Genomic DNA, 21,746 nt, shown 5'->3' on the forward strand with positions numbered 1-21,746 from the left:
CCACTCGGCTGTCGTGGACTCCGCGTCGGACGGCACCCGCGATACGGCAGGATGACAAGGTGACCGACCCAGACGCCGTCCCCCTCGATCCCTCCACGATGCGCAAGCAGTACCGGGCCGAGGGCATCGCCGAGACCGACCTGGCCGCCACCCCGGTCGAGCAGTTCGCCCGCTGGTTCGAGCAGGCCGCGACCGAGGCGCAGCTCTTCGAGCCGAACGCCATGGTCGTCTCCACGGCGAACGCCGAGGGCCGGCTCAGCTCCCGCACGGTGCTGCTCAAGCACTTCGACGAGCAGGGCTTCGTCTTCTACACGAACTACGGCTCCCGCAAGGCGACCGACCTCGCCGAGAATCCGTACGTCTCGTTGCTCTTCCCGTGGCATCCGATGGCCCGCCAGGTCATCGTCTCGGGCGTGGCCCGGCGCACCGGCCGTGACGAGACCGCCGCGTACTTCCGCACCCGCCCGCACGGCTCCCAGCTCGGTGCCTGGGCCAGCGCGCAGTCCAGCGTCATCGCCTCCCGCGCCGAGCTCGACGCCTCCTACGCGGAGCTCGCCGCCCGCTACCCCGAGGGCGAGCAGGTGCCCGTCCCGCCGGACTGGGGCGGTTTCCGGGTGGCCCCGCGGTCGGTGGAGTTCTGGCAGGGCCGCGAGAACCGGCTGCACGACCGCCTGCGCTACACGACCGAGTCGGACGGCGGCTGGCGGGTGGAGCGGCTCAGTCCGTGACGACATGTCCGAAACGTAGCTCCCGGCACTGACAACGGGACCGGGCGCCAGGGCCGCTCAGCCCAGCGCCCCCTCCAGCAGGGCCGCCCACTGGGCCACCACGCGGTCGCGGCGCGGGCCGTCGTCCGTGAGCAGGTTGGCCAGGCCCAGACCGCGCGCCATGTCGAGGAGACCCTGGACGGTCTCGCGGACGCCCGGCCTGGACTCGTCGGCATTCAGCAGCTCGACCGCGATGCGGTGGGTCTCGCGGCCGACGCGGGACTCCAGTTCCGTCACGCGCGGGCGCAGCTGCTCCTCGTCGGAGGCGGCGACCCACAGGTGCAGGGCGGCCCGGAAGAGCGGGCCCGTGTAGAGGTCGACCAAGGCGGACACGACCACCCGGCGGTCCTCGCCCGCGCCCTCCGGGAAGAGGGCGCGCAGGGCCGTGGAGCGTTCCTCGGCGACGTACTCGACGGCCGCGGTGAAGAGGTCCTCGCGGGTCGGGAAGTGGTGCTGGGCGGCGCCGCGGGAGACGCCGGCGCGTTCGGCGACCACGGAGACCGTGGAGCCCGCCCAGCCGTACTCGGCGAGACAGGCCACGGCGGCCTCCAGGAGCCGCTGCCGGGTGGCCCGGCTGCGGTCCTGCTTGGGAGCGCGGTCGCGTTCCGCCGTACTCACACCCATCGCGTGCTCACACCGTCCCCGTGGATCGCGCCCACGCGGGATCCACCCAGGCGGGATCCCGTCGTTCCAGGAAGGCCGTCATCCCCTCGCGGGCCTGCGGGGAGGCGAACAGCCGGGCCGAGAGCGCGGTGAGATCGGCCGCGTCCCGGTCGAATGCCTCCAGCACCCTAGCCGTGAGCAGCCGTTTCGTCTCGGCCAGGCCCTGCGGCGAGGAGCGCCGCAGACCGTCCAGGACCGGTTCCAGTACGATGTCCACGTCCTCGCCCGCCGCCGTCAGCAGGCCGATGCGGGCCGCCTCGGGGGCGTCGAAGCGCTCGCCGGTCAGGTAGTAGCGGGCGAGTGCGCGGGGGTCGGTGCGGGGCAGCAGCGGCAGGGAGATGACGGCCGGAGCCACCCCGATCCGCACCTCGGTGAACGCGAACGTCGACGCGGCCGAGGCCGCCGCGATGTCACAGGCGCCCAGGAGGCCGAGGCCGCCCGCGCGCACGTGTCCCGTCACCCGGGCCACCACCGGCTTGGGCAGTTCCACGATCTGCCGGAGCAGGCCCACCAGGGCGTCCGGGTGCGGCGGGTCCTTGAGGTCGGCGCCCGCGCTGAAGGTGTTGCCGGTGTGGGTGAGGACGATCGCGCGGACGTCGGTGTCCTTGGCGCAGTCCGTCAGCGCGTCCGCCAACTCGCCCACCAGGGCGGCCGAGAGGGCGTTGCGGTTGGCCGGGGAGTCGAGGACGAGGGTCTCGACGCCACGCGCGCGTGTCCGTCCGATCGGTGTCACAGGCGCTCCCTGAGTTCGCGGCGCAGGATCTTGCCGGAGGCGGCCCGCGGGACGGTGTCGATGAAGGTGACCTGGCGGACCCGCTTGTAGGGGGCGACACGTTCGGCGACGTGCATCATCACCTCGCCCTCGGAGAGGTCGGGCGCGGCCTGCTGGCGGACGACGAAGGCGTGCGGGATCTCGTTGCCCTGGTCGTTGTACGCGCCGATGACGGCCGCGTCGGCGATGCCCGGGTGGGTGAGCAGCAGGGCCTCCAGCTCGGCGGGGGCCACCTGGAAGCCCTTGTACTTGATGAGCTCCTTGACCCGGTCGACGACGAACAGCCAGCCGTCGGCGTCCACATGACCGACGTCACCGGTGCGCAGCCAGCCGTCCTTGTCGATCATCGCGGCGGTGTCGTCGGGGTGGCCCAGGTACCCCTTCATGACCTGCGGGCCGCGGATGAGGATCTCGCCGGGCTCGCCGATGTCGAGGTCCTTGTCGGGGTCGTCGAGCGAGACGATCCGCATCTCGGTGCCCGCGATGAGCTTGCCGACCGTGCCGGCCGGGGCCTCGCGGACGGCGTCCAGGGGCACGACGTGCGTCCCCGGCGACAGTTCGGTCATGCCATAGGCCTGGCCGATCGGCGGCAGCCCGAGCCGCCGCGCGCAGGCCGCCGCGAGCTGTGCGTCCAGCGGGGCGGCGGAACTGAGGATGTACTTCAGGGACGACAGGTCGTACTGCTCGACCAGCGGATGCTTGGCCAGCGCCAGGACGATCGGTGGCGCCACGTACAGGCCGGTGATGCGGTGCTCCTGGATGGCCGCGAGGAAGGTGTCCAGCTCGAAGCGGGTCAGCACGACGACCGTGGCGCCCTGGCGCAGCGGCGCGTTCATCAGCGCGGTCAGGCCGTAGATGTGGAAGAAGGGGAGCACGGCGAGGATGCGGTCGCCCGGGCCGGCCGTCATCATCGGTTCGAGCTGGGCGAGGTTGGTGGCGATCTGCCGATGGGTGAGCATCACGCCCTTGGGTATGCCGGTCGTCCCCGAGGAGTACGGCAGCGCGGCCACGTCCTGGGCGGGGTCGATGTCGACCACCGGCTCGGGCGCGTCGGAGGCCAGCATGTCGATCAGCGAACGGTGTCCCGGCGCGCTGTCGCAGACCAGGATCTCCTCGACCCCGCCGGCCAGTTCGGCGGCCCGGCGCGCGGTCTCCAGGAGCGGTGACACGGTGATGATCCAGCGGGCCGCCGAGTCCTTCAGCTGCTTGGCGAACTCCTCCGCCGTGGCGAGCGGATGCACGGTGGTCACCGACGCCCCCGCCCGCGTGGCCCCGTAGAACGCGGTCGGGAAGGCCACCGTGTTCGGGCTGTGCAGGGCGACGACATCGCCCTTGCGCACGCCCGTCTCGGCCAGCGCGGCGGCGATCCGCCGGTGGAACCTGTCCAGTTGCTCGTACGAGAGCGTGGTGCCGTTCGTGCCGTCGATCAGGGCAGGCGCGTCACCGAACTCGGCGGCCCTCCCCAACACCGCCTCGTGGATGGGGAGTTCTACGGGCGAAACGTCTGCGTACTCGCTGCGGAACACGGTTCCTCCTCGCACAACGCTGTGCTGGATCAGTACGACTTGGGCAGGCCAAGGGTCTGGTGGGAGACGTAGTTGAGAATCATCTCCCGGCTCACCGGAGCAATACGAGCCACGCGGGAGGCGGTTATCAAGGTGGCGAGCCCGAATTCACGGGTGAGCCCGTTGCCGCCCAGGGTGTGCACGGCCTGGTCGACGGCCCGCACACAGGCCTCTCCGGCCGCGTACTTCGCCATGTTGGCGGCCTCACCGGCGCCGACGTCGTCCCCGGCGTCGTAGAGATGGGCGGCCTTCTGCATCATCAGGCGGGCGAGTTCGAGGTCGATGTGCGCCTGCGCGAGAGGGTGCGCGATGGCCTGGTGGGCGCCGATCGGGGTCTTCCAGACGGCACGCTCGCGCGCGTACTCGACGGCCCGCGCGAGGGCGTAACGGCCCATGCCGATCGCGAACGCGGCCGTCATGATCCGCTCGGGGTTGAGCCCCGCGAACAGTTGCAGCAGGCCCGCGTCCTCGTCCCCGACGAGCGCCTCGGCGGGCAGCCGTACGTCGTCCAGGGCCAGCTCGAACTGCTTCTCCGCGCCGTGCAGTTCCATGTCGATCTTCCGGCGCGTGAAGCCCGGCGCGTCCCGCGGGACGATGAACAGGCAGGGCTTGAGGTTGCCCGTGCGGGCGTCCTCGGTCCGGCCGACGATCAGGGTCGCGTCCGCGATGTCGACGCCGGAGACGAAGACCTTGCGGCCGGTCAGGAGCCAGTCGCCGGTCTCGGGGTCGCGGCGGGCGGTGGTGGTGATGCGGTGGCTGTTGGAGCCGGCGTCGGGTTCGGTGATGCCGAAGGCCATGGTGCGGGTGCCGTCGGCGAGGGCGGGGAGCCACTCTTGTTTCTGCTCGTCTGTGCCGAACCGGGCGATGACCGTTCCGCAGATCGCCGGGGAGACGATCATCATGAGGAGGGGGGCGCCTGCGGTGCCGAGTTCCTCCAGGACGATGGAGAGTTCGGCTATGCCTCCGCCGCCGCCTCCGTACTCCTCGGGGAGGTTGACGCCCAGGTAGCCCAACTTGGCTGCCTCTAGCCAGAGTTCCTTGGGGTAGCCGCCCGAGTCGACGATGTCCGTCATGTAGTCGCGGCCGTAGCGTTTGCCGAAGGCCGCGACGGCGGATCGGAGGGCCTTGTGTTCTTCGGATTCGATGTGGGTCATGCGGTTTCCTTCGGGGTGCGGGTTGTGTGTGGCTGGTCGCGCTCACGCGGCGGAGCCGCAAATTGATACAGTCCCGCGCCCCTAGGTGGGCTCGACCACTGCCAGCAATGCGTTGACCTCTACCTGATGTCCCGTCACGGCGTGCAGAGCCGTCAGAGTTCCTGTGACCGGGGCTGCGATCTTGTGCTGCATCTTCATCGCCTCCAGCCACAGGATCGGCTCGCCCGCCTGGACCGTTGCCCCTACCTTCAACCCCTCCGCCACCTTGACGACCGTGCCCGGCATGGGGGCCACCAAGGAGCCGGGGGCCAGTTGGGCGGTCGGGAGGGGGAAGCGGGGTAGCGCGGTGAGCGCCGTTGTGTTCACGTACACCTGGTCGCCGTACCTCGCGACCTCGAACTTCCTTCGTACGCCGTCCACTTCGAGTACGACCAGACTCGCGTCGGCGTGCACCACGCGCACTCCGTCCGCGGCCAGGCCCTCCCTGGTGTGCCGGTACTGGACCTCGTGCTCGGTGCCGTTCACCGCGTACCGCTTGAGCTGTGGCTGGGACGCGAGGTTGCGCCAGCCGCCGCCGAAGCGGGAGCGGCCGTGGGCGTCGGCGAGGGCCGCGGCCAAGGGGGCGTGCGGGTCGGGGGTGGGCTCGGTCAGTGTCGTGAGGTGGCGGTCGTAGAAGCCCGTGTCCATCCGGGCCGTCGTGAACTCCTTGTGGCGCAGGGAGCGTACGAGGAGGTCGCGGTTGGTGACGGGGCCGTGGACGACCGCGTTCTCCAGGGCGCCGGAGAGTCGGCGGACGGCCTCCGCGCGCGTGGGTGCGTGGGCGACGACCTTGGCGAGCATCGGGTCGTAGTGGACGCCGATGTCGTCGCCGTCGGTGTAGCCGGTGTCGAGGCGGACGGAGTCCGGTACGGCCAGGCGGTGCAGGGTGCCGGTCTGCGGGGTCCAGTCGTGGGCCGGGTCCTCGGCGTAGAGGCGGGCCTCGATGGCGTGGCCTCGGGCGGGGGGTGGGTCGGTGTCGAGGGGCTCGCCCTCGGCGATCCGCAGTTGCAGGGCCACCAGGTCCACGCCGAACACGGCCTCCGTCACCGGGTGTTCGACCTGGAGGCGGGTGTTCATCTCCAGGAAGTGGGCCTTGCCGTCGGGAGCGACCAGGAACTCGACGGTTCCGGCGCCCTCGTAGGCGACCGCGCGGGCGGCACGTACCGCCAACTCGTGCAGTTCCCGCGTCTGTTCCTCGGAGAGGCCCGGCGCCGGGGCCTCCTCGATCACCTTCTGGTGGCGGCGCTGGAGGGAGCAGTCCCGGGTGCCGAGGGCCCACACCGTGCCGTGGGTATCGGCGAGGATCTGCACCTCGACGTGGCGGCCGTCCTCCACGTAGGGCTCGACGAAGACCTCGCCGTCGCCGAAGGCGCTCAGGGCCTCCGCGCGGGCGGCGGCCAACTCGTCGTCCAGGGCGGCCAGTTCGCGGACGATCCGCATGCCGCGTCCGCCACCGCCCGCGGCCGCCTTGACCAGGACGGGCAGGTCGGCCTCGGTGACCTCCTTGAGCGGCTCCAGGCCCATGAGGTGCTTGGCGCGGGTCTTGGAGGCCATCGCCTCGATCGCCTCCGGGGGCGGCCCGATCCACACAAGTCCCGCGTCCAGGACCGCGCGTGCGAAGTCGGCGTTCTCGGAGAGGAAGCCGTAGCCGGGGTGCACGGCGTCCGCGCCGGCCGCGACGGCCGCCTTCACGATCAGCTCGCCGCGCAGGTAGGTGTCCGTGGGCGTGGATCCCGGCAGCCGTACGGCCGCGTCGGCCACGCGCGCGTGGAGCGCGTTCTCGTCCGCGTCGGAGTGCACGGCGACCGTGCGGATGCCGAGTTCACGGCAGGTGCGGAAGATCCGGCAGGCGATCTCGCCCCGGTTCGCCACCAGGACGGAAGCGATGGAATCACTCACTGGGACCTCACATCCGGAAGACGCCGAAGCCACCGCGCGCGCCCTCGTAGGGCGCGGTGTGGACGGCGGACAGGCACAGGCCGAGGACGGTTCGGGTGTCGCGCGGGTCGATGACGCCGTCGTCGTACAGCCGCCCGGACAGGAACATCGGCAGCGACTCGGACTCGATCTGCTGCTCGACCATGGCGCGCAGAGCGGCGTCCGCGTCGTCGTCGTAGGGCTGGCCCTTCGCGACCGCCGACTGGCGGGCGACGATCGACAGGACGCCGGCGAGCTGCTGCGGGCCCATGACGGCGGACTTGGCGCTGGGCCAGGCGAAGAGGAAGCGCGGGTCGTACGCCCGCCCGCACATGCCGTAGTGCCCGGCCCCGTACGAGGCGCCCATCAGCACGGAGAGATGCGGTACGCGGCTGTTGCTGACCGCGTTGATCATCATCGCGCCGTGCTTGATGATGCCGCCCTGCTCGTACTCCTTGCCGACCATGTAGCCGGTGGTGTTGTGCAGGAAGAGGAGCGGGATGTCGCGCTGGTTGGCCAACTGGATGAACTGGGCGGCCTTTTGGGACTCCTGGCTGAACAGCACGCCCTGCGCGTTGGCGAGGATGCCGACGGGATAGCCGTGCAGGGTCGCCCAGCCGGTCACCAGGCTCGTCCCGTACAGCGGCTTGAACTCGTCGAAGTCGGAGCCGTCGACGATCCTGGCGACGACCTCGCGCGGGTCGAAGGGGACGCGCAGGTCCCCCGGGACGACGCCGAGCAGCTCTTCCTCGTCGTACTTGGGCGGCGCGGCAGGGCCCGGATCCTCGTACGCCTTGCGGTGGTTGAGCCGGGCCACCACCCGCCGGGCCTGGCGCAGCGCGTCCTGCTCGTCGACGGCGAAGTAGTCCGCGAGCCCCGACACGCGTGCGTGCATCCCGGCGCCGCCCAGCGACTCGTCGTCGCTCTCCTCGCCGGTGGCCATCTTGACCAGGGGCGGTCCGCCGAGGAAGACCTTGGCGCGCTCCTTGACCATGATGACGTGGTCGGACATGCCGGGGATGTAGGCGCCGCCGGCGGTGGAGTTCCCGAAGACGACGGCGACGGTCGGGATACCGGCGGCCGAAAGCCGGGTCAGATCACGGAAGATGGCGCCCCCGGGGATGAAGATCTCCTTCTGGGACGGCAGATCGGCCCCGCCGGACTCCACCAGGCTGATGCAGGGCAGCCGGTTGGCGAGCGCGATGTCGTTGGCGCGCAGCGCCTTCTTCAGCGACCAGGGATTGCTGGCCCCGCCGCGCACGGTCGGGTCGTTGGCGGTGATGAGGCACTCCACGCCCTCGACGACCCCGATCCCGGTGACGAGCGAGGCGCCGACGGCGTAGTCACTGCCCCAGGCCGCGAGCGGCGACAACTCCAGGAAGGGCGTGTCCGGGTCCAGCAGCAGCTCGATGCGCTCCCGCGCGAGCAACTTGCCGCGCTTGCGGTGCCGTTCGACGTACTTGGGTCCGCCGCCGGCCAATGCCTTCGCGTGCTCGGTGTCGAGATCGGCGAGCTTGGCGAGGAGGGCCTCGCGATTGGCGCGGTAGTCGGGACTGTTGATGTCCAGGGCGGAGTCGATGACCGTCACAGGAGGGCCTCCGGAATGTCCAGGTGGCGGGAGCGCAGCCACTCGCCGAGGGCCTTGGCCTGCGGATCGAAGCGGTGCTGGGCGGCGACGCCCGCGCCGAGGATTCCCTCGACGACGAAGTTCAGGGCGCGGAGGTTGGGGAGCGGGTGCCGTACGACGGTCAAGTCGGCGGTCTCCGGCAGGAGTTCACGGAACCGCTCGACGGTGAGGGTGTGCGCGAGCCACCGCCAGGCCTCGTCGTTCCGCACCCATACACCGACGTTGGCGTTCCCGCCCTTGTCCCCGGACCGGGCCCCGGCGACGAGTCCAAGGGGGGCGCGGCGGGTGGGGGTTGAGGGCAGGGATGCGGGCAGCGGGGGCTGCGGCGGCTCTTCCAGTACGACGGTTTCGGGGGCCGGTGCCACCGGGATCCGTCGCCCGTCGGGGAGCACCGCCACGTGGGCCACGTCTCCCTGAGGCACATACGCATCCTCGAAGACCCCGTAGGGCGAGCCCTTCCCGGGCGGGACGAGCACGTGGAAGCCGGGGTAGCTCGCGAGGGCCAGCTCCACCGCCGCCCCGCTCAGCGCACGTCCGACGGCCCGCTCCTCCGGATCCCGTACGACGAGCCGCAGCAGTGCGCTCGCGGTCTCCTCGGTGTCGGCGTCGGGGCGGTCGGTGCGGGCCAACTCCCAGCGTGCGTCGGCGACTTTGGCGAGCGCGGGCTCCATCTGCTCGCGCACGAGGGCGGCCTTGGCCTCGATGTCGAGGCCGGTGAGGACGAAGGCGACCTCGTTGCGGAAGCCGCCGAGGCGGTTGAGGCCGACCTTGAGGGTGGGCGGCGGGGCCTCGCCGCGCACGCCGTCGATACGGACCCGGTCCGGCCCGTCCGGGCTGAGCCTGATCGTGTCGAGGCGGGCGGTGACGTCGGGTCCGGCGTACCGGGCGCCCTGAGTCTCGTAGAGCAACTGGGCGGTGACCGTGCCGACGTCGACGAGGCCGCCGGTGCCGGGGTGCTTGGTGATGACGCAGGTGCCGTCCTCGTGGATCTCGGCGAGGGGGAAGCCGGGGCGGCGGAGGTCTCCGGGGGCCTTGGCGAACGTCTCGGCGAAGAAGGCGTAGTTGCCGCCGGTGGCCTGGGTGCCGCACTCCAGCACGTGGCCGGCGACGACGGCGCCCGCGAGGCGGTCGTACTCCCCCGGCTGCCAGCCGAAGTGGGCGGCGGCGGGACCGGTGACCAGGGCCGCGTCCGTCACTCTCCCGGTGACGACGATGTCCGCGCCCCGCCGCAGGCACTCGGCGATGCCGAAGCCGCCGAGGTAGGCGTGGGCGGCGAGGCTGCCGGGGTGGGCGGCGGTGAGGTCGTCGCCCTCGACGTGGGCGACGCGGACGGGGATGCCGAGCCGGTCGGCCAACTCCCTTACGCGCCCTGCCAGTCCGGCCGGATTGAGCCCACCGGCATTGCTGACGATCTTCACCCCGCGCTCGTGGACGAGACCGAGGGACTCCTCCAACTGCCGCAGGAAGGTACGGGCGTAGCCGCCGGACGGATCCTTCAGCCGGTCCCGTCCCAGGATCAGCATGGTCAGTTCGGCGAGGTAGTCGCCGGTGAGGACGTCCAGTTCGCCGCCGGTGAGCATCTCGCGCAGGGCGTCGAAACGGTCGCCGTAGAAGCCGGAGGCGTTGCCTATGCGGAGAGGGTGGACCTCGGGTGCAGTCACTGACCGGTTCCCTTCGGGGCGCGGCCGGGTCCCGGCGGCCCTGCGAAGGCCTGGGCGAGGTCGAGCCAGCGGTCGGCGTCGGAGCCGTCGGCGTGCAGGGCGAGGTCGGCGCGGTGGGCACGCTGGGTGACGAGGAGGCAGAAGTCGAGGGCGGGGCCGGTGACGCGGTCGGTGGCGTCCTCGGGACCGTAGACCCACAAGTCCCCGGAGGGCGCGGTGAGTTCGATCCGGAACTCCTCGAACGGCGGCTGCGCCCCGTTCACGCCGAACGCGTAGTCACGCGTACGAACCCCGAGCCGGACGATGTGCCGGAGCCGGTCGGTGGGGGTGCGGTCGACACCGAGCGCCTCGGCCACATCCCCGCCATGGGCCCAGGTCTCCATGAGCCGGGCGGTGGCCATGGAGGCGGTGGCCATGGGCGGCCCGTACCAGGGGAAACGAGCACCGTCGGGGGCGGCGCGCAGGGCGTGGTCGAGCGCTTCCCGCCCGGCCCGCCAGTCCGCGAGCAACTGCGCCGGCGCCTTCTCCGCCCCCGCCTCCGCCCCGTTGTCCACGAACTCACCGGGTTCGGCCAGCGCCTTCTCGACCTCACGGGAGAAGGCCTCCCGGTCGGTCACGGCCAGCACGGAGTGGTGATCGGTCCAGGCGAGATGCGCGATCTGATGAGCGACGGTCCAACCGGCGGCGGGGGTCGCGAGCGCCCAGCGGTCCGCGGGCAACTCGGCCACGAGCGCGTCGAGTTCCTCGCTCTCCGCGCGCAGGTCGTCGATGACGGGCGTGGGGTCGGCCATGGGAGGAGCATGGCAGCGACGCCAGAAACAATCAAGCGTGCTTGTATTGATTTGGGTTTCCACAAGTTGAGTGCCGGTACGCGACCATTTGGCTACGCTCAGTGATGGGAGGTGGTGGTGACTGTGGCCAACATGCGGGAGCTCGATCCCAGTGCGTCGCCGTTGGACTACTACGGATACGAGCTGCGGCGGCATCGGGAGGCAGCGGGGCTGACGCTGGCGCAGCTGGGCTCGATCGTCTTCTGTTCGGGATCACTGATCGGACAGATCGAGACGACGTTGAAGGTGCCGACGCGGGAGTTCTCCGAACGGGTTGACGCGGGGTTGGGGACGGACGGGACGTTTTCCAGGCTGGTTGGGCTGGTGCTGCGGAGTCAGTTGCCGAACTGGTTTCAGCCGTATGCGGAGATGGAGGCGAAGGCGGCGTACATCTCCAGCTTCCAGGCCCAGTTGGTGGATGGGCTGCTTCAGACACCCGCTTACGCTCGCGCGGTGCTTGGTGCGCGGGACGAAGGCAACATCGACGGCAAGGTCGCTGCTCGGCTGGACCGCCAGCGGATCCTGGACCGGGACGAACCACCGGTGATGTGGGTGGTGTTGAGCGAGGCAGTACTTCATCAGGAGGTGGGAGGCCGGGAGGTCATGCGCGAGCAGTTGGCCCACATCCTGGCGATGCAGAAGCGGCGTTGGCTGGAGATCCAGATCCTCCCGTTCAGCGCGGGAGCGCACACGGGCCTGATGGGTTCCTTCAACCTTCTGCGCTTCGCCAATGACCCCGACATCGTCTACACCGAGGACTTCGTGCAGGGGCACATGACGGCCAATCCGGAAGCCGTCAAGGAGGGTTCGGTCCGTTACGATCATCTGCAGGCCGCCGCGCTCTCCGTTGACGACTCGGCGGCTCTGATCGCCCGCGTGATGGAGGAGCGGTATGGCAACCAACCGGAACCTGACGGGCGCGACCTGGCGTAAGTCGTCCTACAGCGGAGACACCGGAGGTCAGTGCGTCGAGGTCGCCGACCTCACCCCCCACATAGCCGTCCGCGACTCCAAGAACCCCTCGGCCGGGGCCCTCACCCTCACCCCTGCCGCCTTCACCGCTTTCGTCCGCGGTGCGGCCGAGGATCTGCCGGACTAGATGTTCACGGTGTCCCGGTCGTAGGCCGCCAGAAAGTGCGGAGTCACGACCGCGCAGGCAGCGCGCTGTGCGCCTGGAGCACGTTCATGGACCCGACGTCAGGGCCCTAAATCCCGGCCGTACTGCGAAATTCGCGCGCACCCCCGCTCCACCCCGCAGTACCGTCCCCCGATGGTCGATGACGACGGTTACTTCGGGGAGTCCGTGGCGGCGGCGTACGACGAGTCGTCGGCGGAGATGTTCGAGGCGGACGCGGTGGAGCCGGCCGTGGATGTGTTGGCGGGGCTGGTCGGGGGCGGGCGGGCGCTGGAGTTCGGGGTCGGGACCGGGCGGATCGCGTTGCCGTTGGCGCGGCGGGGTGTCGAGGTGTGCGGGATCGATCTGTCCCGGGCGATGGTGGCCCGGTTGCGGGAGAAGCCCGGCGGCCAGGACGTCGACGTGACGATCGGGGACTTCGCGACCACCACGGTGGACGGCGAATTCGCGGTCGCCTACCTCGTGTTCAACACGCTCATGAATCTGACCACCCAGGACGCCCAAGTCGACTGCTTCCGCAACGCCGCCGCGCATCTGGTGCCGGGCGGGTGCTTCGTCGTAGAGGTGATGGTTCCCGATCTGCGGCGGCTGCCGCCCGGACAGGACGCGGTGCCGTTCCACGTGGGCGAGCGCCGGCTCGGGTTCGACACGTACGACGTCGCCACCCAGGCGATGAGTTCGCACCACGTCAGGATCGACCCGGACGGGAGCGCCTCGTACTCGTCCATCCCGTTCCGGTACGTGTGGCCCGCTGAGTTGGACCTGATGGCCCGGCTGGCCGGGATGCGGTTGCGGGACCGGTGGGAGGACTGGGCGCGGACGCCGTTCACGAGTGAGAGTCGGCGGCATGTGTCGGTGTGGGAGAAGAGCGCCGATTGATTCCGGCGGGCTCCCGCCGAGTGCGGCCTACTCCACCGGCAACCGCACCTTCCCCCGCCGCCCCACCTGCGTCCGCACCGCCCCCATGCTCGCCACCACCACCAGCGCGATCGCCGCAGCCTGCACCGCCGACAGCGCCTGGTTCAGGATCAGGAAGCCGGCCGTTGCCGCGAGGGCCGGTTCGAGGCTCATGAGGATGGCGAAGGTGGAGGAGGGGAGACGGCGGAGGGCCAGGAGTTCCAGGGTGTACGGGAGGACCGAGGACATGATCGCCACCGCCGAGCCGAGCGCGATCGTCACCGGGTCCAGGAGCTTCGTGCCCGACTCCACGACCCCCAGCGGCAGCATCAGCAGTGCCGCCACTCCCATGGCCAGAGCCAATCCGTCCGCCTGTGGGAAACGTCGGCCCGTCCGTGCGCTGAAGATGATGTACGTCGCCCACATCGCGCCCGCGCCCAGTGCGAAGGCGACTCCGGCCAGGTCCAGGTCGCCGAAGCCCCCGCCGCCCAGCAGGAAGACGCCCGCCAGGGCCAGCCCCGCCCAGACGAAGTTGATCGCTCGGCGGGAGGCCAAGACTGACAGGGCCAGGGGGCCCAGGACCTCCAGGGTGACCGCCGCGCCGAGTGGGATGCGGGCCGCCGCCTGGTAGAAGAGGCCGTTCATCGCGCCCATGGTGACGCCGAAGACGATCACCGTGCCCCAGTCGGTGCGCGAGTGGCCGCGCAGGCGGGGGCGGCAGATCACCAGGAGGACCACGGCCGCCGCGAGCAGGCGCAGGGTCACCACTCCGAGCGCGCCCGCCCTCGGCATCAGACCTACCGCGAGCGCCGCACCGAACTGGACCGAGACACCGCCCGCCAGCACCAGGCCCACGGGACCGAGGGAGCCACGGCGGTGCGCGGTCGCTTCGCCGGACACTGATGCGGGCGCGGAAGAAGTGGTGGCTGTGCTGGGGGTGGTCACGGGCTGTCCTGGGGCTCGGGTCGGCAATTCCGGGTACGTCCATCATGATGCACTGTCGAGTCCAGGGTAGTGGACCTCGTCAGGCGTGAAAACCCATTATGGAACTGTCCTGAATGCTGGACTCGGCCGTCATGATCAGATGCCGGGCCAGGGCACCTCGTCCCGGAACAGGGGGCGGCCGTCGGGGAGGGTGGTCGGGACCGTCCCGTACTCGTATCCCGCGGGTACTCCATAACCGGCGTACCCGTCGTACCCGTAGGCGGCGTACGCGGCCGGCATGGGCACCGGCTCCTCCGTGAACAGCGGCAGGCGCAGCTCACCCGTGTCCATCGCCGCGTTGTTCTGCGAACGGTGCAGGCGGGAGTACGCCCCGCCCCACGCGAGCAGCTCCTCGTGGCGGCCGGTCTCCACGATGCGGCCGCCGTCGACGACCAGGATGCGGTCGGCGTCGGGGGCGAGGTTGAGGTCGTGGGTGATCATGATCGTGGTGCGGCCGGCCATCAGGCGGCGCAGGGGTTTCACGACCCGGCGGGCGGCGATCGCGTCGAGGCCGGTGGTCGGTTCGTCGAGGACCAGGACCGGGGCGTCGCGCAGGATCGCGCGGGCGATGGCGAGGCGCTGGAGCTGGCCGCCGGAGAGGCGGGCGGTGCCCGGGTCGATCCTCGTGTCGTAGCCGGCGGGGAGCTTGACGATGAAGTCGTGCGCGTCGGCCGCCCGCGCAGCGTCCTCGATCGCCTGCTCGCTGGCGCCGGGCCGGCCGCAGGCGATGTTCGCGCGGACCGTGTCGTGCAGGACGAGCGTCTCCTGCGGGAGCAGGGTGACGTACTCACGGAGGCGGGCGAGCGGGAACTCGCGCAGGGGCACGCCGTCCAGGCGGATGTCGCCCGCGTCGGGGTCGTAGAAGCGGAGCAGGAGCTTGGACACCGTCGACTTTCCCGCGCCGCTCGGGCCCGTGACGATGACCAACTCGCCCTGGCCGACGGTGAAGGAGAGGTCCGAGAGGGCCATGGCGTCGGCGCCGGGGTAGGTGAAGGAGACGCCCGTCACCTCGACCGTGCCGTCGGGGCGGCCGACGTCCGCGCCGCGTCGGGGGTCGGCGACGGAGGGGCGTACGTCGAGGATCTCGATGAGCCGTTCCGCGCCCGCCGTCGCCGCGGTGATCGTCAGGCCGAGCTGGGCCAGACCGCGCACGGGCGGGTAGAGGTAGCCCAAGAAGGCGGAGAAGGCGAGGAGTTGGCCCAGCGTCATGCGGCCGGTGGAGATCTCCCAGGCGCCGATGCCGATCACCGCGAGCACGCACACCGTCTCGATGACGGCGACGAGTTGCTCGTACGCCTCGTTCAGCCGCGTCGAGCGGACCGAGGCGCGGAACCAGGCGGTCGCCTCCTCGTGCAGCCGCCGGCGTTCCGCGTCCCGGCGGTCGTAGGCCTGGGTCAGCACGATGTTGCCGAGCGACTCCTCGACCACCGACGTGATCGCGCCGTCCGCGACCCGGCCCTCGCGCGAGACGTCCTTGATGGAGCCGGAGAAACGGCGGGCCGCCAGCCAGAACAGCGGCGCGAGCACGAAGGTGGCGGCGGCCAGGTCCCAGCGCAGCCAGAACGCGGCGGCCGCGTAGAAGATCGCGGAGAAGAGGGCGGAGGCGGTGCCGACCACGCCGGAGACCACGAGTGTCTCGATCGCCTCGACGTCACTGGTCAGGCGGGACAACAGGTCGCCCTGGCGGTGCCGTTGGAAGAAGTGCGGCGGCAACTGCTGTACGTGGTCGAAGACATGCTCGCGCAGCCGCATCACGAAGCGCTCGGTCGCCCACGCGGCAAGGGAGTTTCCGGCGTACGCGACGACCGCGCCGACGATCGCCACGCCCAGCCATTTGATCGCCGGGCTCCAGAACGCGCTCAGCGATCCCTTCGCCAGGGCGCGGTCGGTGAGGTCGCCGAAGAGCAGGATCGCCTCGGTCTCGGCGAGTGCGGCGAGCACCGTGCAGACCCAGACGAGGATCAGCCAGCGTCGCAGGCCGCGGGTCAGCGGCCAGAAGCGGCGGAAGGCCGTGCGGGCGGGAATGGTGGGAGTTTCGTCGCTTTCATCGTCCTCGTATTCGAGGTCAGCCGCTTCCGTGCCCATTTCGCATTCCCTCCGCTTTCCGTCGCTCCACATCACCGGAATTAAGTCGTGCGTTCCGGTTCGAATTCAGGAAAGAAAAGAGGGCCGACTGCGTGGGTCGGCCCTCCTCCTACCGCCGGATCAGCTGTCCTGGCCGGGCAGCGGCTTCGGCAGCGGCTTCGGCTGGTGCTTCTTCCGCGGCTTCGGGGGCGGGGGCGGGAGCTGCTTCGACTTGGGCTTCGGGGGCAGCGGGGCGAGCTTCTTGAGGCTCATTCCGGACTCCTAGGGTTGTGCAGTGGTTATTGCGTCAAAGTCGAGCGTGTTACCGCCCGGGGAATTCCCGACACCCAGGAACCTACACGGATCAGAACCCAAGGAGCGGCAAAGTCGGCGACCGAAAGGCAAACAACCCCTGTGAAAACCTTGGCATTCCCTGAGAGCGGGCGCCAAACCTGAGAGTTCCCTTATGAACCTGAGAGGAGCCTTATGGTCGGCGGGCCATGTAGAGCTCCAGCGCCTTGTGCAGCACCCGGCTCAGCGGGAAGTCCCACTCCCCGAGGTACTCGATCGCCTCGCCGCCGGCGCCCGCCTTGAAGCGCAGCAGCCCCAGCAGGTGGTTGGACTCCTCCAGGGTGTCGGTGATGCCCCGGAAGTCGTATACGGAGGCGCCCAGTTCGTGGGCGTCGGTCATCATGCGCCACTGCATGGCGTTGTTGGGCTGGACCTCGCGCCTGCGTGCGGTGGAGGCGCCGTAGGAGTACCAGACGTGGTCGCCGACGGTCAGCATCGTGGCCGCAGCGAGGACGTCGCCGTCGTGCCGGGCGAGGTACAGGCGCATCCGGTCGGGGTCCTCGGTGGTGAGGGCGGTCCACATGCGCTGGAAGTACGGCAGCGGGCGCGGGATGAACCGGTCGCGTTCGGCGGTCTCGGCGTACAACTCGTAGAAGGCGAGCAGGTCCTCGTAACCGCCCCTGACGACCGTCACGCCCGCCTTCTCGGCCTTCTTGATGTTGCGCCGCCACTGCTGGTTGAGGCCCCGGTGGATCTCCGCCAACGACCGTCCGGCGAACGGCACTTGGAAGACGTACCGCGGCTGCCCGGCCGCGAACCCGCCGTCCTCACCGCCCGGTTCGGCCTGCCGCCACCCCGCGCCGCGCAGCCGGTCACCGATCTCGGCGGCCCCCGGTTCGTACGAGGTCGGCTCGGCGTCCCGCAGCCGGTGGGCGTCCGCGTCGGCGATCGCGGCCTTCACCGCGTCCGCGCTCCAGCGGCGTACGACGACGGGCGGGCCCATCTTCACCGAGAAGGCGCCCTGCCCCTTCAGATACGCGAGCATCGGCACCAGCCACCGCTCGACGAGATCGGGCGCGGCCCAGTCGATCAACGGCCCCTCGGGCAGATACGCGAGGTACCTCTTCACCCTCGGCAACGGCCGGTACAGCACCAGCCCCGCCCCCACCAGCCGCCCGTCCTCCTCGAACCACCCCAGACCCTCCGCCCGCCAGTCCGGCTTCACCTCGCCCCAGGAGGGGACCTGCATGTGACTGGCGGCGGGGAGGGTCGCGACGAAGGCGAGATGCTCTTCGGGGGTGATGGGCCGGAGGCGGAGGGCGGTCACGGGCGGAACTCCTTACGGTGACGGAGTCCGTCAGCCTACGAGGGCCGTCCCAGGGACACGGTTCGCCGCTCTCCAGCACACGGATCGCCGCTCTCACGTACACGGTTCGCCGCTCTCAGGGACACCCAGGTGTCGGCGAGGACCGCGGTGCCTCTCCGCATGGCTCACTCCTGACGTGCCGGCTCAGTGGGTCGGGGTGAAGTCGGCGTCCCTGTGGCCGGGTTCGGAGGAGGCCGGGATCGCGGTGTCGAGCTTCTCGCCCTCGATGTCGACGTGCGGCAGGCGCCGGTCCAGCCAGCCGGGCAGCGACCAGGCCCGTTGGCCGAGCAGGGCCAGGACGGCGGGCACGATGGTCATGCGGACCACGAACGCGTCGAAGACGACCGCCGCGGCCAGACCGAGGCCGAGCGACTTGATCATGGCGTCGGCGCCGCCGACGAAGCCGCCGAAGACACCCGTCATGATCAGCGCGGCCGCGGCGACGACCTTGCCGCTGTGCCGGAAGCCCTCGGTGATCGCGGTGCGCGAATCGGCGCCGTGGACGTACGCCTCCCGGATCCGGGTGACGAGGAAGACCTGGTAGTCCATGGCCAGGCCGAAGACGATGCCGACCAGCAGGATCGGCATCAGGCTCATGATCGGGCCGGTGGTCTCAAGGCCGAACAGGTCCTTGAACCAGCCCCATTGGAAGACCGCGACCACCACGCCGAGCGAGGCCAGGACGGACAGCAGGAAGCCGAGCGCCGCCTTGAGCGGCACCAGGACCGACCGGAAGACGAGGATCAGGACCAGGAAGGCCAGGCCGACGACGAGCGCCAGATAGGGGACGATCGCGGCGGAGAACTTCGCGGCGACGTCGATGTTCATCGCGGTGGTGCCACTGACCAGGGCCTGCGCGCCGGTGGCGGTCTCGACGCCCTGGGCCTGTTCGCGGATGGTGTGGACGAGGTCCTTGGTCTGCTCGCTCGACGGGGAGCTCTTGGGGACGACGGTGACCATCGCGGTGTCACCGGCGGGGTTGTAGGTCGCCGGGGTGACGGCGGCGACATCCTTCAAGTCCTTTACCCTGCCGTCGAGTTCACCGACCGCGGTCTTCGTGACCGCCGGGTCGCCACCACTGACGACGAGTGTCAGCGGGCCGTTGAAGCCGGGGCCGAACGACTCGGCGAGCAGGTCGTAGGCCTTGCGCTCCGTGGTCGAGGTGGGCTTGGAACTGTCGTCGGGCAGGCCCAGTTCGAGCCGGGTCGCGGGCAGCGCGATCACACCGAGGCCGAGGACCGAGAAGAGCAGGACCTTCCAGGGCCGGCGCAGGACGAAGGCCGCCCAGCGCTCGGCGACCGGCGCCTTCGAGGCGGCGGTCTTGGGACGGGACTGCTTGTTGGACTGGTCGTTGGACTCCTTGTTGGACTTCTTCTGGGAGGTTCGGCCGAGGACGCGTTCGGGGGCGAAGGCGAGCAGCGCCGGGACCAGGGTGATGGCGACCAGGACGGCGACGACGACGGCACCCGCGCCCGCCATGCCCATGGCCGTGAGGATGGGCAGGTTCACCACGGCCAGGCCGGCCAGCGCGATCACGACGGTCACACCGGCGAAGACCACCGCGGAACCGGCGGTGCCGTTCGCCCGGGCGGCGGCCTCGCGCGCCCCGTGCCCCGCGGCGCGTTCGGAGCGGTAGCGGGAGACGATGAACAGGGCGTAGTCGATGCCCACCGCGATACCCAGCATGGTCGCCAGGGCCGAGGTGCTGCTGTTCAGGTCGAGGGCGGCGGTGAGCGCGGTGATGGCGCCCATGGTGGCGCCGACGCCGACCACCGCGGTCAGCAGCGGCAGGCCGGCCGCGATGAACGAGCCGAAGGTGATGACCAGGATCAGCGCGGCGAGCACGAACCCGATCGCCTCGGAGGAAGCGGCCTCCGCGTCGGGCGCCAGCGCGCTGCCGGACGCCTCGACGGTCAGGCCCTGCTCGCGCGCGGTGTCGAGGGCGTCGTCGAGGCGGTCGTGGTCGGCGTCGGTCAGGTCGGCGGCCTTGGCCTTGTAGGTGACCTGGGCGTAGCCGGTGGTGCCGTCGGCGCTGACGGTCTTCGCCGCGAACGGGTCGGCGACCGAGGCGACGCGCGGCGAGGAGTCCTTCAGGTCGCCGAGCAGCGCCTCGACCTCGGCCCGCGGACCTCTGTCGGCCAGCTTCCGCCCCTCGGGCGCCCGCACGACGACTCGGGCGCTCGCCCCGTCGGCGTTGGCCGCGGGGAACTTCTTCTCGAGTACGTCGTACGCCTTCTGCGCCTCGATGCCGGGCAGGGTGACGTTCGAGTCGCCGCCGCCACTGCTGCCCGCCGCCGCGGCGCCGGCGATGCCCAGTACGACCGCCCAGAGCAGCAGGGTCAGCCAGCGGCGCCGGAACGCGCCGCGCCCGAGCCGGTGCAGAAATGTAGCCATGAGAAAGACAACTCCGTACGTCAGGAACGAGAGGAGGACGGGAGAACAGAAGAGGAGGACGGGAGAACAGAGGGAGGTAGGGAAAGCGGGACGAGGACGGGAAGGGGGGCGGGGCCCGGGCCACCCGGCCCGTCGAAGGGGTCCGGACGCGGTCCGTCGTCGTCGACGGTCGGGGTGGGGCACCGGCGCCGGGGGAACGCCCGTGCCCGTCAACCATGCTGTGGCCGGCCCCTGCGGCCCGGCGTCAGACCTGGGGACGTACTGCGGCGGGCCGTGTCGGCCATCCGGCCGACAACGCGGGAGCGGTCCGGCTCCCTAGGCTGGCCGCGTGGACTGGAAGTTTCCGTTTTCGACCGGTATCCGGCGCGTCATCTCCGCCGCCGCGGTGGTCTCCCTGGGCCTGCTGTGGGCGGCCGACATCCTGGTGCTGGTGTTCGTGACCGAGCCGCCGATCGCGCCCACCACGTGGCTGCCGGTGTTCGTCACCGGTCCGCTGGCCGCGCTCGCGGTGCCCAACGCCCGCTACCCGCTGTCCCTCCCGGCCCGGGCCCTGGCAGTGGCGGCCGTGTCCCTCACGGTCAGCGTCCTGTGCCTGTTCGTGCCGGTGAGCGGGACGGACGTCGGCTACCTGGAGGCTTTCGCGCTGCTGTTCCTGATCATCCGGGCGATCGCCCAGATCCATCCCGTACGGCCCATGGTGTGGACCGTCGCCGCGCTCGCCGTCTGCCTGCTGATGCAGACAGCGCGCACCCGCACACTGGACGGCTTCGTCGGCGGCAGCTACATGGCCACGATCATGCTCTCGCTGGGCATCGCCATGGGCTGTCTGGTCCGCGCGACCGAGGCCCGCCGGCAGCGTGCGGTGCGGGATGTGCGGCAGGCCGAGCGGCTGGCTCTGGCCCGGGATCTGCACGACCTGATCGCCCACCACATGACGGCCATCATCGTGCAGGCCAACGCGGCCAGGGCCGTCCACGCGTCCGCGCCCGAGAAGGTCGAGCCGGCCCTGGACGCCATCGCCCGGTCCGGCACGGAGACCCTGGAGTCGATGCGGCGCCTGGTACGGGTGCTGCGCGAGGAAGGCCATCAGGCGCTGCGCCCCGGCGACCTCCTCGCCGAACTGGGGGATCTGGTCGCCGAGTTCTGCCGGCACCGGCCCGACGCCCCGGCGGCCCGGCTGGAGGCGAGCGCCGCGGCCCGCACGAGCCGGTTCAGCCCGGAGGTCGAGGCGACCGTGCTGCGGGTGGTCGGGGAGGCCCTCACCAATGTGATGCGGCATGCCCCCAGCGAGCGGGTCACCGTACGCCTGGACGCCGATCCGGAGTGGTTGCGGGTGACGGTGACCAACAGCGCGAGACTCCACCCGGCGGGCCACCCGGCGAACCACTCGGCGGACCATCCGGCCGGCGGCCGCGGCGGTTTCGGCCTGATCGGCCTGCGCGAACGCGTCGAGGCCCTCGACGGCACGTTCTGGGCCGGTGGCGCGGGCTCCGGTCAGTGGGAGGTACGGGCGAGCCTGCCCCGCGCTGTCATGGACGCCGGTCCCACGATGTGACGGGGCGTACCCCGCGACTGTCGGCGAGGACGCCCGGCCGCCCGGTTTCGCACGCCGAGGTCATC

General features: G+C 70.9%; 18 protein-coding genes. 5 read left to right on the forward strand and 13 right to left on the reverse strand.

Annotated features, from left to right (window positions below; translation table 11 throughout):
- The first annotated feature begins 59 nt into the window (after positions 1-59).
- Entirely contained in the window at positions 60-728 is a 669-nt protein-coding gene (gene pdxH, locus ACWD5F_RS15885; protein ID WP_451254697.1) for a pyridoxamine 5'-phosphate oxidase, read from the forward strand.
- A gap of 57 nt (positions 729-785) precedes the next feature.
- Here pdxH and ACWD5F_RS15890 read toward each other — a convergent pair whose 3' ends face one another.
- From ACWD5F_RS15890 to ACWD5F_RS15925, 8 genes are all read right to left on the reverse strand, one after another.
- Positions 786-1,391, reverse strand: a complete 606-nt coding sequence (locus ACWD5F_RS15890; protein WP_451254699.1) for a TetR/AcrR family transcriptional regulator — start codon at positions 1,389-1,391, stop codon at positions 786-788.
- Between the two features lie 7 nt (positions 1,392-1,398).
- Positions 1,399-2,163 carry an enoyl-CoA hydratase family protein gene (locus tag ACWD5F_RS15895; RefSeq protein ID WP_451254701.1) on the reverse strand — a complete coding sequence of 255 codons (765 nt, stop codon included), beginning with the start codon at positions 2,161-2,163 and terminating at the stop codon, positions 1,399-1,401.
- Positions 2,160-3,728, reverse strand: coding sequence for a 4-coumarate--CoA ligase family protein (locus ACWD5F_RS15900; protein ID WP_451254703.1), 1,569 nt, complete (start codon positions 3,726-3,728; stop codon positions 2,160-2,162). The genes ACWD5F_RS15895 and ACWD5F_RS15900 overlap by 4 nt, the downstream gene beginning before the upstream one ends.
- Positions 3,729-3,757: 29 nt before the next feature.
- Positions 3,758-4,921 carry an acyl-CoA dehydrogenase family protein gene (locus tag ACWD5F_RS15905; RefSeq protein WP_451254705.1) on the reverse strand — a complete coding sequence of 388 codons (1,164 nt, stop codon included), beginning with the start codon at positions 4,919-4,921 and terminating at the stop codon, positions 3,758-3,760.
- 81 nt (positions 4,922-5,002) lie between these two features.
- Positions 5,003-6,859 carry an ATP-binding protein gene (locus ACWD5F_RS15910; RefSeq protein ID WP_451254707.1) on the reverse strand — a complete coding sequence of 619 codons (1,857 nt, stop codon included), beginning with the start codon at positions 6,857-6,859 and terminating at the stop codon, positions 5,003-5,005.
- A 7-nt stretch (positions 6,860-6,866) separates the two neighbouring features.
- Positions 6,867-8,465: an acyl-CoA carboxylase subunit beta gene (locus ACWD5F_RS15915; RefSeq protein ID WP_451254709.1), complete on the reverse strand. Its 1,599-nt coding sequence runs from the start codon at positions 8,463-8,465 to the stop codon at positions 6,867-6,869.
- Positions 8,462-10,165 carry an acyclic terpene utilization AtuA family protein gene (locus ACWD5F_RS15920; RefSeq protein ID WP_451254711.1) on the reverse strand — a complete coding sequence of 568 codons (1,704 nt, stop codon included), beginning with the start codon at positions 10,163-10,165 and terminating at the stop codon, positions 8,462-8,464. Before ACWD5F_RS15920 ends, ACWD5F_RS15915 begins: the two co-directional genes overlap by 4 nt.
- On the reverse strand, positions 10,162-10,956 hold the full coding sequence (locus tag ACWD5F_RS15925; protein WP_451254713.1) for a TIGR03084 family metal-binding protein: 795 nt from the start codon (positions 10,954-10,956) through the stop codon (positions 10,162-10,164). Before ACWD5F_RS15925 ends, ACWD5F_RS15920 begins: the two co-directional genes overlap by 4 nt.
- 123 nt (positions 10,957-11,079) lie before the next feature.
- Here ACWD5F_RS15925 and ACWD5F_RS15930 point away from each other — a divergent pair, with 123 nt between their 5' ends.
- The 3 genes from ACWD5F_RS15930 to ACWD5F_RS15940 all read left to right on the forward strand — a co-directional run bounded on the left by ACWD5F_RS15930 (position 11,080) and on the right by ACWD5F_RS15940 (position 13,009).
- Positions 11,080-11,928 carry a helix-turn-helix domain-containing protein gene (locus tag ACWD5F_RS15930; protein WP_451255113.1) on the forward strand — a complete coding sequence of 283 codons (849 nt, stop codon included), beginning with the start codon at positions 11,080-11,082 and terminating at the stop codon, positions 11,926-11,928.
- Complete coding sequence (locus tag ACWD5F_RS15935; RefSeq protein ID WP_451254715.1) at positions 11,888-12,094, forward strand: DUF397 domain-containing protein; 207 nt, start codon at positions 11,888-11,890, stop codon at positions 12,092-12,094. Before ACWD5F_RS15930 ends, ACWD5F_RS15935 begins: the two co-directional genes overlap by 41 nt.
- Before the next feature lie 171 nt (positions 12,095-12,265).
- Positions 12,266-13,009, forward strand: coding sequence for a class I SAM-dependent DNA methyltransferase (locus ACWD5F_RS15940; protein WP_451254716.1), 744 nt, complete (start codon positions 12,266-12,268; stop codon positions 13,007-13,009).
- Between the two features lie 27 nt (positions 13,010-13,036).
- Here the strand turns inward: ACWD5F_RS15940 and ACWD5F_RS15945 are convergent, their stop codons facing one another.
- The 5 genes from ACWD5F_RS15945 to ACWD5F_RS15965 all read right to left on the reverse strand — a co-directional run bounded on the left by ACWD5F_RS15945 (position 13,037) and on the right by ACWD5F_RS15965 (position 20,126).
- Positions 13,037-13,972, reverse strand: coding sequence for an EamA family transporter (locus tag ACWD5F_RS15945; protein ID WP_451254718.1), 936 nt, complete (start codon positions 13,970-13,972; stop codon positions 13,037-13,039).
- Between the two features lie 135 nt (positions 13,973-14,107).
- Positions 14,108-16,096 (reverse strand): ABC transporter ATP-binding protein, encoded by a 1,989-nt coding sequence (locus tag ACWD5F_RS15950; RefSeq protein ID WP_451254721.1) that lies wholly within the window; start codon positions 16,094-16,096, stop codon positions 14,108-14,110.
- A gap of 120 nt (positions 16,097-16,216) precedes the next feature.
- The gene (locus ACWD5F_RS15955) at positions 16,217-16,348 is read right to left on the reverse strand and encodes a hypothetical protein (RefSeq protein WP_019057298.1); all 132 of its coding nucleotides are present in this window, start codon (positions 16,346-16,348) and stop codon (positions 16,217-16,219) included.
- A 211-nt stretch (positions 16,349-16,559) separates the two neighbouring features.
- Positions 16,560-17,693 carry a lipid II:glycine glycyltransferase FemX gene (locus ACWD5F_RS15960; protein WP_451254723.1) on the reverse strand — a complete coding sequence of 378 codons (1,134 nt, stop codon included), beginning with the start codon at positions 17,691-17,693 and terminating at the stop codon, positions 16,560-16,562.
- Positions 17,694-17,876: 183 nt separating this feature from the next.
- Complete coding sequence (locus tag ACWD5F_RS15965; protein WP_451254725.1) at positions 17,877-20,126, reverse strand: MMPL family transporter; 2,250 nt, start codon at positions 20,124-20,126, stop codon at positions 17,877-17,879.
- 328 nt (positions 20,127-20,454) lie between these two features.
- On the opposite strand from ACWD5F_RS15965, the gene ACWD5F_RS15970 reads away from it, so the two are divergent.
- Entirely contained in the window at positions 20,455-21,681 is a 1,227-nt protein-coding gene (locus ACWD5F_RS15970) for a sensor histidine kinase (RefSeq protein WP_451254727.1), read from the forward strand.
- The last annotated feature ends 65 nt before the right edge of the window (positions 21,682-21,746 follow it).

Source organism: Streptomyces sp. NPDC002499 (assembly GCF_053595415.1).

What these genes read in the sequence shown, in the direction of transcription:
- ACWD5F_RS15950 (WP_451254721.1), bottom strand. Translation starts at nt 16,096, where the DNA reads ATGGGCACGGAAGCGGCTGACCTCGAATACGAGGACGATGAAAGCGAC.
- ACWD5F_RS15905 (WP_451254705.1), bottom strand. Translation starts at nt 4,921, where the DNA reads ATGACCCACATCGAATCCGAAGAACACAAGGCCCTCCGATCCGCCGTC.
- ACWD5F_RS15925 (WP_451254713.1), bottom strand. Translation starts at nt 10,956, where the DNA reads ATGGCCGACCCCACGCCCGTCATCGACGACCTGCGCGCGGAGAGCGAG.
- ACWD5F_RS15890 (WP_451254699.1), bottom strand. Translation starts at nt 1,391, where the DNA reads ATGGGTGTGAGTACGGCGGAACGCGACCGCGCTCCCAAGCAGGACCGC.
- ACWD5F_RS15940 (WP_451254716.1), top strand. Translation starts at nt 12,266, where the DNA reads ATGGTCGATGACGACGGTTACTTCGGGGAGTCCGTGGCGGCGGCGTAC.
- ACWD5F_RS15955 (WP_019057298.1), bottom strand. Translation starts at nt 16,348, where the DNA reads ATGAGCCTCAAGAAGCTCGCCCCGCTGCCCCCGAAGCCCAAGTCGAAG.
- ACWD5F_RS15965 (WP_451254725.1), bottom strand. Translation starts at nt 20,126, where the DNA reads ATGGCTACATTTCTGCACCGGCTCGGGCGCGGCGCGTTCCGGCGCCGC.
- ACWD5F_RS15935 (WP_451254715.1), top strand. Translation starts at nt 11,888, where the DNA reads ATGGCAACCAACCGGAACCTGACGGGCGCGACCTGGCGTAAGTCGTCC.